Source organism: Gaetbulibacter sp. S0825, from assembly GCF_011777505.1.
Lineage (GTDB): Bacteria > Bacteroidota > Bacteroidia > Flavobacteriales > Flavobacteriaceae > Pontimicrobium.
On the sequence record NZ_JAATJT010000001.1, the window covers coordinates 662,465 to 675,194 of the forward strand.

12 protein-coding genes are annotated in these 12,730 nt (G+C 32.7%); 11 read left to right on the plus strand and 1 reads right to left on the minus strand.

Annotated elements, in window-relative coordinates:
- Positions 1-102 precede the first annotated feature (102 nt).
- The 3 genes from HB672_RS03115 to HB672_RS03125 all read left to right on the plus strand — a co-directional run bounded on the left by HB672_RS03115 (position 103) and on the right by HB672_RS03125 (position 3,928).
- The gene (locus tag HB672_RS03115; RefSeq protein ID WP_167607558.1) at positions 103-1,290 is read left to right on the plus strand and encodes a phosphoglycerate kinase; all 1,188 of its coding nucleotides are present in this window, start codon (positions 103-105) and stop codon (positions 1,288-1,290) included.
- A 79-nt stretch (positions 1,291-1,369) separates the two neighbouring features.
- On the plus strand, positions 1,370-2,929 hold the full coding sequence (locus HB672_RS03120) for a lytic transglycosylase domain-containing protein (protein ID WP_167607562.1): 1,560 nt from the start codon (positions 1,370-1,372) through the stop codon (positions 2,927-2,929).
- Positions 2,930-2,953: 24 nt separating this feature from the next.
- Complete coding sequence (locus HB672_RS03125) at positions 2,954-3,928, plus strand: DUF4837 family protein (protein WP_167607565.1); 975 nt, start codon at positions 2,954-2,956, stop codon at positions 3,926-3,928.
- Positions 3,929-3,991: 63 nt separating this feature from the next.
- On the opposite strand, the gene HB672_RS03130 is transcribed toward HB672_RS03125, so the two are convergent.
- The gene (locus HB672_RS03130; RefSeq protein ID WP_167607567.1) at positions 3,992-4,177 is read right to left on the minus strand and encodes a twin-arginine translocase TatA/TatE family subunit; all 186 of its coding nucleotides are present in this window, start codon (positions 4,175-4,177) and stop codon (positions 3,992-3,994) included.
- Positions 4,178-4,297: 120 nt separating this feature from the next.
- On the opposite strand from HB672_RS03130, the gene HB672_RS03135 reads away from it, so the two are divergent.
- From HB672_RS03135 to rfbD, 8 genes are read left to right on the plus strand one after another with little or no spacing between them, the layout of a single operon-like run.
- Positions 4,298-5,167 carry a M23 family metallopeptidase gene (locus tag HB672_RS03135; protein ID WP_167607569.1) on the plus strand — a complete coding sequence of 290 codons (870 nt, stop codon included), beginning with the start codon at positions 4,298-4,300 and terminating at the stop codon, positions 5,165-5,167.
- The gene (locus HB672_RS03140) at positions 5,168-6,688 is read left to right on the plus strand and encodes a GH3 auxin-responsive promoter family protein (RefSeq protein WP_208864175.1); all 1,521 of its coding nucleotides are present in this window, start codon (positions 5,168-5,170) and stop codon (positions 6,686-6,688) included.
- A 27-nt stretch (positions 6,689-6,715) separates the two neighbouring features.
- Positions 6,716-8,404 (plus strand): hypothetical protein, encoded by a 1,689-nt coding sequence (locus tag HB672_RS03145; RefSeq protein WP_167607571.1) that lies wholly within the window; start codon positions 6,716-6,718, stop codon positions 8,402-8,404.
- Positions 8,405-8,407: 3 nt separating this feature from the next.
- Positions 8,408-9,487: a hypothetical protein gene (locus HB672_RS03150; RefSeq protein WP_167607574.1), complete on the plus strand. Its 1,080-nt coding sequence runs from the start codon at positions 8,408-8,410 to the stop codon at positions 9,485-9,487.
- A gap of 1 nt (position 9,488) precedes the next feature.
- Positions 9,489-10,499 (plus strand): dTDP-glucose 4,6-dehydratase, encoded by a 1,011-nt coding sequence (rfbB, locus tag HB672_RS03155; RefSeq protein ID WP_167607577.1) that lies wholly within the window; start codon positions 9,489-9,491, stop codon positions 10,497-10,499.
- Between the two features lie 35 nt (positions 10,500-10,534).
- Positions 10,535-11,392 carry a glucose-1-phosphate thymidylyltransferase RfbA gene (rfbA, locus tag HB672_RS03160; RefSeq protein WP_167607580.1) on the plus strand — a complete coding sequence of 286 codons (858 nt, stop codon included), beginning with the start codon at positions 10,535-10,537 and terminating at the stop codon, positions 11,390-11,392.
- Position 11,393: 1 nt separating this feature from the next.
- Positions 11,394-11,939: a dTDP-4-dehydrorhamnose 3,5-epimerase gene (rfbC, locus tag HB672_RS03165; RefSeq protein WP_167607583.1), complete on the plus strand. Its 546-nt coding sequence runs from the start codon at positions 11,394-11,396 to the stop codon at positions 11,937-11,939.
- On the plus strand, positions 11,936-12,727 hold the full coding sequence (gene rfbD, locus HB672_RS03170) for a dTDP-4-dehydrorhamnose reductase (RefSeq protein ID WP_167607586.1): 792 nt from the start codon (positions 11,936-11,938) through the stop codon (positions 12,725-12,727). Before rfbC ends, rfbD begins: the two co-directional genes overlap by 4 nt.
- Positions 12,728-12,730 lie beyond the last annotated feature (3 nt).

A 12,730-nucleotide genomic window follows, 5' to 3' on the forward strand; every position in this document is an offset into this window, starting at 1 on the left:
ATGATTGAGCCAAAAAAACATTAAAAAATATTATTTAATCCTTAAAAGGATTAATATTGCTTACTACATTTGAAATAAGGTTTAAAAAATAATTAAATGACCATGAAAACTATTGATGATATTAACTTTAAAAATAAAAAGGCACTTGTTAGAGTAGATTTTAATGTGCCATTGAATGATAATTTTGAAGTTACAGATGGCACACGAATAATCTCAGCAAAACCAACCATAATAAAAATATTAGAAGATGGTGGAAGCTGTATATTAATGTCGCATTTAGGAAGACCAAAAGGGGTACAAGACCAGTTTTCGTTAAAACATATTGTGGATAAAGTTGAGGAGATAATAGGTGTTGAAGTAAAGTTTGTAAATAATTGTGTTGGTGAAGAAGTAGAAGCGGTAGCAACAAACTTACAACCAGGACAAATTTTACTATTAGAGAATTTACGTTTTCATGACGAAGAAAAACAAGGAGACGAAGCATTTGCAAAACAATTAGCCAAATTAGGAGATATATATGTAAATGATGCTTTTGGAACAGCTCATAGAGCACATGCATCTACCACAGTTGTGGCTAAATTTTTCCCAGAATACAAATGTTTCGGAAAACTATTAGCTAAAGAAATTGAAAGCATAGATAAGGTAATGACATCTGGAGAAAAACCAGTATTGGCAGTTTTGGGAGGTGCGAAAGTATCGTCTAAGATTACTATTATTGAAAATATATTAGATAAAGTTGATCACCTTATTATAGGTGGAGGAATGACCTTTACTTTTATAAAAGCACAGGGAGGAAACATTGGAGATTCAATTTGTGAAGATGATAAAATGGAACTTGCTTTAGATATTTTAAAACAAGCAAAATCTAAAAATGTCCAAATTCATTTACCAGCAGATGTGATTGCAGCCGATGCTTTTAGCAATGATGCATTGACTCAAATAGTTGATGCCAACAAAATACCTCATGGTTGGCAAGGATTAGATTGCGGACCAAAATCTATTGTGTTATTTGACGAAATAGTCAATCAATGCAAAACCATTTTATGGAATGGCCCTTTAGGAGTTTTTGAAATGGAAAGTTTCGCTAGCGGTACAATAGCATTAGGCGATTCTATAGCTAAAGCGACAAAGAACGGAGCCTTTTCACTTGTTGGAGGAGGAGACTCTGTAGCTGCTGTAAAACAGTTTGGATTTGAGGATAAGGTAAGTTATGTAAGTACTGGCGGAGGCGCTATGCTAGAAAGCCTAGAAGGAAAGACACTTCCTGGAATTGCAGCCATTATAAACTAGGTACATATAAATTTTCAATTCTAATCAAAAAATACGATTTTAGCGTTTCAACCGTTTAGATATATCACAATCATTAGGTATGAATTTTAGAGTATTAATAGCATTATTATTTATCCAATTTTCTTTTGGTCAATCCAAAGACAGTACGGTGGTAAAATCATCCATAAAAACCATTGCAGTTGACACTCTTATTGATGGAAAATCACAAGTTCTAAAGCAGATAAAACCTGTTCATGACTCGATTGTTAAAAAAGAATTCCAAGATTTAGAAATTGCAGCAGAATTTGATAAAAAATGGATGCAAGAGTTATTTAGCTCTGGGCTTTATGATACCATATACAAATCTGTTTCAGAACTAAAATATGACGAGGTATATTACCCAGAACTCCCAACTGATACTTTAAAAAAGAGACTCGCTGAGCTTGATGCAAAAACACCGTTTAATATTGAATACAATGCCTCACTAGAAAGCGTAATTAAAAGCTATTTAAAAAATAGACGCAAACATCTAGAGCGTTTAATGGCATTAAGCGAGTATTATTTCCCAATGTTTGAGAAAGAGCTTGATAATTACGATATTCCACTTGAAATAAAGTATTTAGCCATTGTTGAATCTGCCTTAAAACCAAGAGCAAAATCAAGAGTTGGAGCCACTGGTTTGTGGCAGTTCATGTTTGCAACAGGCAAAGAATTTGGATTGGATGTCAGTAGTTATGTTGATGAACGAAGTGACCCAATCATGGCAACCGAAGCTGCTGCAAAATATTTAGCAAGATTATATAGAATATTCGGTGATTGGGATTTAGCATTGGCAGCTTATAATTCAGGACCAGGAAATGTGTCTAAAGCTATTAGGCGCTCTGGAGGCTATGAAAATTATTGGAATATTCGACCACATTTACCTCGTGAAACCGCAGGTTATTTGCCAGCTTTTTTAGCAACCATGTATATTTTTGAATATGCAGATGAGCATGGTTTTCAACCACAAAAACCAGAGATTACTTATATAGAGACTGATACTATTAAGGTAAAACAAATGATTACCTTAGACCAAGTGTCTGAAATAACCAGCATACCCATGGAAATGCTTCAGTTTTTAAATCCATCGTATAAATTGGATATTATTCCGTTTATCAAAGACGAAGATTACGTGTTGCGATTGCCTAGAAAGTATGTAGGTCCTTTCGTGGCTAATGAAGCATCTATTTATGCGTTTGCAAAGGCAGAATTTGATAAAAGAGAAAAGCCATTGCCACAATTTTTTGACACAAACTCAAGAGTTAGATATCGAGTAAAATCAGGCGATTATCTTGGAAAAATAGCAAGAATTTATGGTGTTAGAGTTAGTCAAATAAAACAATGGAATGGATTGCGAAGCAATAATTTACGAGTAGGACAGCGTTTAACCATTTATCCTAGAAAACCAGTTTCACAAGCACCGAGTAAGAGCACATCAAGCTCTAAAAAAGTTACTATACAAGACCCAAATGCAAAAACATATAAAGTAAAAAATGGAGATTCTTTATGGACTATTGCCCAAAAATTCCCTGGAGTTTCGGTTGATAATATTAAAAACTGGAACAACATTAGTAGCTCCAAATTAAAAATAGGAACGGTTCTTGTTGTAAGCAAGAAATAACTAAATAAAAAACAATACTAACAAATGAAAAAACTATTACTAATAATGTTAAGTGTTTCGCTGCTAACTTCTTGTGGCGAAGGTTCTAAAAGCAAAAGAATAGTATCTGCTTCTTCTGGAAACATCAATAATTTACAGGTTATTATAGACAGCGAACTCTGGCTAAGTAGAATAGGTGATGAACTTAGAGAGGTGTTTTCTGCCGAAGTTGTAGGTCTTCCTCAACAAGAACCATTATTCTCTATACGACAAATGCCTCCTATAGTTTTTACTGGATTTGCAACAAAAAACAGAACTATTCTAAAAATAGAAAGAGATAAACCAGCAGACACAAAGTTTTTAAAAGACGTTTACGCAACGCCACAATCGGTAGTGGTCATTTCTGGAAATTCGGCAAAAGAAATTATTGCAGAAATTAATAAACATGCCGAAAGAATTATTTCAACATTCAAAGCCACAGAAATAAAGGAAAAACAACGTAGAATGGCAAAATCCTTACTTAATGATAAAAGTATTGAAGAAACACTTGGGATTACAATTAAACCATCATCAGCCTATAGAATTGCAAAACAAGAAGGGAATTTCTTTTGGTTGCGTAGAGATATTGATAATGGTGATGCCAACTTAATGATTTACGAAATGCCACTTGATGCTGTTTCAGATGGAGAAAACGCTATTAACGATATTATTAAAATGAGAGACTCTATAGGTAAAGTCCACATTCCTGGACCAATTGAAGGATCTTATATGATTACAGAAGAAGCCTATACACCTTTTTTAAACACCACAATAATAGATAACAAACCAGCTTTTGAAACAAAAAGTACTTGGGAGGTAAAAGACGCCTTTATGGCTGGACCATTTGTTAATTACGCTGTTAAAGACGAAGTTAATAATCGTTTAATTGTTCTTGAAGGATTTGTGTTTGCACCATCTAAATCAAAACGCGATTATATTTTTGAACTTGAAGCTATAATTAGAACTTTAAAAATTAAATAAGTAAAAAAAGAAATAAAAAAAGCCAACAGTTAACTGTTGGCTTTTTTTATTATAATGTTTTGTTTATTCTTTCGTAGGCTCTTTTTCTTTCTCATCCTCTTTACTAGCATCTTTAAATTCTTTAATGCCACTTCCAAGTCCTCTCATAAGCTCTGGAATTTTCTTTCCACCGAATAATAGTAAAACCACTACCACAATTAAAATAATTTGTGGAGCTCCTATCGCTAAAGGTAACATAAATAAACTCATCTGTTTTTTTGTTTAATAAAGCAAAGTTAATAATTAAACTTTAAAAAATACGTTTAAAAGCAAACTTTAGCATATTGTAAAATACGTTGTACGTATAATTTTAATTAATTTAGCGCAAGAATGTCAAACAAAAAAAAGAAACAAAAAAAGCTAGCAAAAAAATTACTGCACAAGTATCGATTAGTCATACTTAATGAGGATACTTTTGAGGAACGTTTCGCCATTAAGTTAACAAGGCTAAATGTATTTGTTATCATGTCGTTATCGGCTATCGTTTTAATAGTTTTAACTACAATTCTAATTGCGTTTACACCAATAAGAGAATATATTCCTGGGTATTCATCAACCAAATTAAAAAAAGAAGCGACAAACCTTAATTTTAAAACAGATTCATTACAACAAGTTATTACAATGAACGAGCAGTATTTAGAATCTATAAAGCGTGTTTTAAAAGGCGATGTCGCCACCGTAGAGTTTAATAAGGATTCTATTATTAAAGCCGCTGAACAAGAAGCCATTGAATACAATTTAAACCCATCGAGAGAGGACTCACTACTTAGAGAAAAGGTGAACAAGGAAGATAAATACAACCTATTTGAATCTGCAACTTCAAAAGTGAATTTTGTGTTATTCCCACCAGTAACAGGCACTATAAGTGAAAGTTATAACGTTAAAGAAAAGCATTATGCTGTAGATATTGTTGTTGCTAAAGGTACACCTGTTAAAGCTGCTGCAGACGGTGTAGTTGTTTTGGCCGAATGGACTACACAAACAGGTTATGTAGTGATTATCGACCATGGCAACGGACTCATTTCGGCATATAAACACAATGCTTCATTAACCAAAGAGCAAGGCGACTTAGTTAAAGCAGGTGAAGTAATAGCTATTTCAGGAGATGCAGGAGAGCTTACTACTGGTCCACATTTGCACTTTGAGCTTTGGACAGATGGCTACCCAATTGACCCAACTACTTTTATAGATTTTGAATAAATGAGTATAGCAAAAATTACATCGCTAAAAGCGTTATTAGCAAAACCATTTGCAAAACAAATTCGAAAAAAAGTTAATAAATGGGCAAATAATCCAATAAAAACACAGCAAAAGGTTTTTCAAAAACTAATTTCATCGGCTACACCTACCGTTTTTGGTAAAGACCATGATTTCATAAGTATTAATTCATACGAAGATTTTGTAAAACGAGTTCCGGTAAGAGATTATGAAGGATTAAAACATTATGTTGATAGGGTTGTCCATGGAGAAGAAAACATCCTTTGGAAAGGAAAGCCTATATATTTCGCAAAAACCTCAGGAACAACCTCAGGTTCTAAGTATATTCCAATTACTAAGGAAAGCATGCCTTCGCATACCGAAGCTGCTAGAAATGCCATTTTAATGTATGTGGCGGAAACTGGTAAAACAAGTTTTGTAAATGGCAAAATGATTTTTTTACAAGGAAGTCCAATTCTAGAGGAAAAAAACGGAATAAAACTTGGACGACTTTCAGGGATTGTAGCACATTATGTTCCTAAATACCTTCAAAAAAACCGAATGCCTAGTTGGGAGACCAACTGTATTGAAGATTGGGAAACCAAAGTGGAAGCTATTGTAGATGAAACCCTAAACGAAGACATGACCATTATTAGTGGTATTCCTTCTTGGGTACAAATGTATTTTGAACGACTTCAACAGCGCACCAACAAAAAAATAGGTGATATTTTTAAAAATTTCAACCTATTCATTTTTGGTGGTGTTAACTATGAGCCTTATAGAGCAAAATTTGAAAGCTTAATAGGTCGAAAGGTTGATAGTATTGAGTTATATCCAGCAAGCGAAGGCTTTTTTGCTTTTCAAGACAAACAGAATGAAAAAGGCATGTTACTGCAATTAAATTCTGGTATTTTTTACGAGTTTATAAAAGCAGATGATTTTTTTAGCGACAACCCAAAACGAATTACAATTAAAGACGTAGAGTTAGGCGTAAACTATGTCATGATTATTTCAACAAACGCAGGTCTTTGGGCGTATAATATTGGCGATACGGTTGAGTTTGCCTCTTTGAAACCCTATAGATTAATTGTTTCTGGGCGAATCAAACACTACATTTCTGCTTTTGGAGAACATGTTATAGCAAAAGAAGTGGAACAGGCACTTCAAGAAGCAACAAGCAATAATAATAACATTTTGGTATCTGAGTTTACAGTTGCCCCACAAATAAATCCACCAGAGGGACTACCTTACCATGAGTGGTTTATAGAGTTTGAAAACGATATTAAAAACCTAGAGATACTGGCAACTAGAATAGATGAATCTCTCCAAAACCAAAACAGCTATTACAAAGACTTAATCCAAGGAAAAGTTCTCAAACCTTTAAAAATAACAACAGTTAAAAATGAAGGATTTAAGGAATATATGAAATCAGTCGGCAAATTAGGTGGACAAAATAAAATACCGAGACTGTCTAATGATAGAAAGATAGCCAATACCCTCTATAAAAATAATTTGGTTAATTAGTGTATCTTTGTAGGTTAAATAAACTATATGAGTAAAAAGCACCAAGGAAGAACAAGAGCACAGGAAAGTTCTAGTGCCATTGAACGCATGTATATTACAATGCGCCATTTATTTAATCGTGGATTTTATAAACCCATGGGTGTTTCGGGAGAGACGCTAAGAGAGGCTCTTTTGCTTTTAAGGCCAGAAATTTATGGCTCTATTGCTGAAGAGAAAGCAGAATTAAATGGATTACTGTATGTTATTGACAGGCTTCCTAGAGGTATAGAAGAATGTAGGTTTATCAACCTTACAAGTGATGAAGGTTATGGGAATTCACATTTTGAAGTTATTATCCCACCTAAAAGGCGTCGTAATTGCTACCGTATAGACGAAGAGCAAATGAATATTGAAATCACGAGAGGGCGATCGGAAATTTATGATATTTTAACCCATTTAACATTTTTATTCATTGAATCACATAAAATTAGTAAACGTGTAATAATCAACGAAAAAGGAGATACCATACGTGATTGGGTGAAGCTAGAGAAAGCAGTTTTATCTGGGAAAAAATTAACCCAAAAAGAGCGGGAAATTGCCATTACACACACAGCTAATATTTTAGGAAGAACTTTTGAAGAGCTTACACATACGTATTCCTTATTTGCTACAAAATCACAACCAGAACGCTTATTACAAATAGTGTATTGGCTGGGTAAATTAGCTATTGAAGAAGTTATTAGCAACACGAAAAGAACAGTTACTTTTAGCCCTGTTTTACGAGAACGCTTGGGGCATCATATTCATGGTGAAATTTGGGCAAACAATATTAAAGAGGTACTTAAAAAAAACAATTTATTGGAGCGTCCGATGCATATTATTAGTGCCAACTTGCATAGTGTTATGAATACACTTCATGCACCAAAAGCATTAAAAACGGGAGCTTCAAAAAAAGATGTTTTTCAAATATATGAAGCATTAAGCCAAACTAATAGTGAGGCTTTACGAAATAAAGTGAGCCAAGAGGCTAACAAATCAGGAATGATTTATATTAAAGACACTTCTGGAACCAATATTGACGTTCAAATTTTTGATACCGAAAAAATTAATTTTGATTTTCTTGATTTAAAAATAAATAAAGACAATTCTAAATCAGAAAAACCAGTTATATTCGTAATGGATTATGCTTTTGGAGAACAAGCTTTTGAGACTATTGATGAATTCTTGAAACCTTATGAAAATGGAACCGATAAAATACATTTAAATATTGAATCGATTTCAATTATGGGTAAAGCAGGAATTTTAGAAGGTGGTAAAGGAGATATTATGATTCCGTCAGCTCATATTTTTGAAGGCACTGCAGACAATTATCCTTTTACAAATGAGTTATGTAAAGAAGATGTTGAAGGACAAGGTGTTAATGTTTATGAAGGAGCAATGATAACAGTATTGGGAACATCTCTTCAAAACAAAGAGATATTGAAGTTTTTCCATGATTCTACTTGGGATGTGATTGGATTGGAAATGGAAGGAGCACATTATCAAAAAGCCATACAATCGGCGGCAAGAATTAGAAAAAGTATTAATCCAGATGTTAAAGTGCGCTATGCATATTATGCAAGTGATAATCCTTTAGAAACAGGAAGTACTTTAGCTTCAGGAGGTTTAGGAACAAGTGGTGTTAGACCAACATATTTAATAACACGTAAAATTTTAGAACAAATATTTAATTCATAGATTATGAGTACAAATCTACCAGAACAACAACCATCCGAAGAAATCGATTTAGGACAATTGTTTAAACTCATCGGCAATGCATCCGAACGCTTTTTTAAATTTATTGGCAGTATATTTAATAAGCTCTTTCTAGCGTTTGTCTGGTTTGTGTTTTTCACAAAAAAACATTTTTTAAAATTTGTGATTGCTGGAATTATTGGTGCTGGATTAGGATTTGTTAAAAATAAGACAGAAAAAAAGGTATATAACTCAACAGCCATTATTAAGCAAAATTATGATACTGGCGAACACCTTTTTAACACTATAAATTATTATAACTCTCTGTTTCAACAAAAAGACTCAATAGAATCTTCAAAAATATTAAATATAAAAACATCCAGATCTAATGAAATTGCAGGATTAGAAATGGAATCTAATCTAACAGAAAACCAAAAATTGCAATTGTTTAATGAGTATGTTAAAACCTTGGATTCTGTATTGGCAAGTACAGTTGAATACAAGGATTTTTTAGAAAACTCAAAAGATTATAATTACAATATTCAAAAAATAACCTTAAAATCATTTACAAAAAGTAATTTTAATGATGTACTTAAAAATATTATAAAGAATATTGATTCAAGTGAGTTTTTTAGAAATGAAAAGGAAAAACGTATTACTAAGCTGATAGAGACGGACAAAGTAATTGCGACATCCTTAGAAGAATCTAGAACGCTTAAAGAGGTTTATACTCAAGTTTTACAACAACAACTGGAAGAAGTGCCATTAGGAGGTTCAACTAATATAGTTGTTGGTGGGGCTAGTGACAAAAACACCACAAAAGAATACGAGCTTTTTAGCAAAGACCTAGAATTAAGAATGGAACTTGTTGAGAATGAAGCTGGCAGAAAAAATTTAGAAAAAATCATTGAAATAGTATCAATACAAGATGGAGATGGAACTCTTGATAATAAAGCTAAATTATTTGGAATTCAAACGAGTTGGATTGTTTCTTATGGAACTAAACTAGTAATATTTTCTTTTTTAGTTTTATTATTACTTGAATTCTTAAAATTCCTTGATCGTTACAAAGACAAAGTACAATAGAATGACTATTTTAATTACAGGAGGAGCAGGATTTATTGGCTCTAATTTTATTCCGTATTTTTTAGGTCAACACAAAGAAACACATATTGTGAATCTTGATAAACTCACCTATGCAGGCGAACTTTCTAATCTAAAAGACATAGAGAGCAATGAACGTTACACCTTTGTAAAAGGAGACATTTGCGATAGAAATTTAGTTGAAAACCTATTTAACACTCATGATTTTAAAAGTGTAATTCATTTTGCTGCAGAATCTCATGTAGATAATTCTATTGAAAAACCAGACGAATTTATTAAAACCAATGTTTTAGGGACATTTAACCTTATAGACGCTGCTAAAAACCACTGGATGGATGCTCCTTTTAAAGTAAAGGAGAACTATGAGAATTGTCGTTTTCATCATATTTCAACTGATGAGGTGTTTGGTACATTAGGAAAAACTGGATTATTTACAGAGAATACGCCTTATGCTCCTAACAGTCCATATAGCGCTTCAAAAGCATCGTCTGATTTTGTAGTACGAAGCTATTTTCACACGTATGGATTAAATGTAGTAACCACTAATTGTTCAAATAATTATGGGCCAAAACAACATGATGAAAAATTAATCCCAACCATTATTAGAAAAGCAATTCGAGGAGAAAACATACCTATTTATGGAGATGGTCTAAATGTTCGTGATTGGTTGTATGTATTAGATCATTGTGTTGGTATTGATTTGGTGTTTCAAAAAGGAACATCTGGAGAGGTTTATAATATAGGGGGTAAAAACGAACGTAATAATCTTTATATTGCTCATACAATATGCAATATATTAGATGAGGTATTGCCTAATAAACTATCTTATAAAGAACAAATAGCATTTGTAAAAGATAGGCCTGGGCACGATTTTAGATATGCCATTGATGCTTCAAAAATTGAAACAGAATTGGGCTGGAAAGCATCTGAGAACTTTGAAACAGGTATTAGAAAAACTGTTAAGTGGTATTTAAAGAAATATACTAAAAATTAAATTTTAATAGATTCCTGTGTTCACAGGAAATAGATATGAAAGGCATTATACTTGCAGGAGGCTCAGGAACTAGATTGTATCCGCTTACCAAAGCGGTGAGTAAACAATTGATGCCTGTTTACGACAAGCCCATGATTTATTACCCTTTAAGCATACTAATGTCCGCGGGAATAAAAGAGATACTTATTATCTCTACACCAATTGATCTTCCTAAATTTAAAGAACTACTTGGTGATGGGAGAGATTATGGCTGTCGTTTTGAATACGCCATTCAAAATGAACCAAATGGTTTAGCCGAAGCTTTTTTAATTGGCGAATCTTTTATAGGTAATGACAAAGTTGCTTTAATTTTAGGAGATAATATTTTTTATGGTTCAGGTTTAGCCCAGTTATTAGAAACCAATAACAACCCTAATGGAGGCGTTATTTTTGCTTATCATGTTCAAGACCCTCAAAGATATGGTGTAGTAGAATTTGATAGCAGTAATAAAGCAATTTCAATTGAAGAAAAACCAGAAAAACCAAAATCAAATTTTGCTGTTCCTGGAATTTATTTTTATGATAATAATGTCGTAGAGATTGCTAAAAATATTCAACCTAGTCATAGAGGAGAGCTTGAAATTACCGATGTTAATAAAGCATATTTAAAACAAGGAAAACTCAATGTGCAAATCCTCGATAAAGGCACCGCTTGGTTAGACACAGGAACTTTCAATTCTTTAATGCAGGCCTCACAATTTGTTCAGGTTATAGAAGAACGACAAGGTTTAAAAATTGGTTGTATTGAAGAAACAGCCTTTAAACAAGGCTTTATCAATAAAGAAGAGTTACTTAAATTAGCACAGCCATTACTTAAAAGTGGTTATGGAAAATATCTTGAACAGCTGGTATAACATGAATACAGAAGAAACACATTTAAAAGGGTGCTTTGTAATCTCTCCTAAACTACATCATGATGACAGAGGTTTCTTTTTCGAAAGCTATAACAAGAAGGATTTTGAAAAGGCTATTGGCCAAACAGTAAATTTTGTACAAGACAATCATTCCGTATCCAATAAAGGTGTTTTGAGAGGCTTACATTTTCAAACAGGCGATTTTGCACAAGCAAAGCTACTTCGAGTTATAAAAGGAAGTGTACTAGATGTTTGTGTAGACATAAGACCAAACTCTTACACTTTCGGACAATATTTTTCGATTATTTTGGACAATATTGATCACAAACAACTATTTATTCCTAGAGGGTTTGCTCACGGGTTTCTAGTATTAGAAGATGATACTATTTTCAATTACAAATGCGATAATTATTATAGTAAAAATCATGAATCTGGGTTATTGTTTAACGATCCAGCGTTACAAATAGATTGGAATTTCCCATTGAACAATATCATTTTATCAGAAAAAGACAAGCAACTTCCAACATTTGAAAGTCTATTAAAATGAGTATAAACGTTTTGGTTACTGGCGCCAATGGGCAATTAGCAAAAACGCTTCAAAAACTTTATAAAAATAATGAAGACCATATCGAATTCACTTTTGTCACAAAAAAAGAATTAGATATTACAGATATTCAACAAGTTCAAAACTACTTTTCAAATAACACCTTTCATTATTGCATAAACTGCGCTGCTTACACCAATGTAGAACAAGCTGAAAAAGCATCAGAGATAGCTTTTAAAGTAAATGCTGAAGCGGTTAAAAACTTAGCAGAAACTTGTAAAAAAGCTAATACCATTTTGATTCACATATCAACGGACTATGTGTTTGATGGTGAAAAACATAAACCTTACACTATAGAAGATATTCCTAATCCTATTAATGAATATGGAAAATCAAAATTATTGGGCGAACAATATATTGAAGAAACCTTAGAGCACTATTTTATAATTAGAACCTCTTGGTTGTATTCAAAAGAATTTGGACATAATTTCTACAGAACTATTTTGAATAAGTCCAAAACAGAAAAGGAACTATGTATTACCGATGCACAGACAGGTTGTCCTACAGATACGGTCAATTTATCTATATTTATCAATAAACTCATTTATGAGCAATCAAAAGACTTTGGCATCAAGCATTTTTGTGATACTAAAGCAATGACTTGGTTCGATTTTGCCCAACAAATTTTAAAAGAGAATGGCTTGGAAAATAAAATAAAACTTGTTAAAGCAAAGAAATACCCTACTTTTGCAAGGAGACCCAAGAACTCTATTTTATTAAATAATAACTAAAAG

Coding starts and splice junctions, on each gene's coding strand:
- rfbB (WP_167607577.1), top strand. CDS start 9,489: ATGACTATTTTAATTACAGGAGGAGCAGGATTTATTGGCTCTAATTTT.
- HB672_RS03120 (WP_167607562.1), top strand. CDS start 1,370: ATGAATTTTAGAGTATTAATAGCATTATTATTTATCCAATTTTCTTTT.
- HB672_RS03145 (WP_167607571.1), top strand. CDS start 6,716: ATGAGTAAAAAGCACCAAGGAAGAACAAGAGCACAGGAAAGTTCTAGT.
- HB672_RS03140 (WP_208864175.1), top strand. CDS start 5,168: ATGAGTATAGCAAAAATTACATCGCTAAAAGCGTTATTAGCAAAACCA.
- HB672_RS03135 (WP_167607569.1), top strand. CDS start 4,298: ATGTCAAACAAAAAAAAGAAACAAAAAAAGCTAGCAAAAAAATTACTG.
- HB672_RS03150 (WP_167607574.1), top strand. CDS start 8,408: ATGAGTACAAATCTACCAGAACAACAACCATCCGAAGAAATCGATTTA.
- rfbA (WP_167607580.1), top strand. CDS start 10,535: ATGAAAGGCATTATACTTGCAGGAGGCTCAGGAACTAGATTGTATCCG.
- HB672_RS03130 (WP_167607567.1), bottom strand. CDS start 4,177: ATGAGTTTATTTATGTTACCTTTAGCGATAGGAGCTCCACAAATTATT.
- rfbD (WP_167607586.1), top strand. CDS start 11,936: ATGAGTATAAACGTTTTGGTTACTGGCGCCAATGGGCAATTAGCAAAA.
- HB672_RS03125 (WP_167607565.1), top strand. CDS start 2,954: ATGAAAAAACTATTACTAATAATGTTAAGTGTTTCGCTGCTAACTTCT.
- rfbC (WP_167607583.1), top strand. CDS start 11,394: ATGAATACAGAAGAAACACATTTAAAAGGGTGCTTTGTAATCTCTCCT.
- HB672_RS03115 (WP_167607558.1), top strand. CDS start 103: ATGAAAACTATTGATGATATTAACTTTAAAAATAAAAAGGCACTTGTT.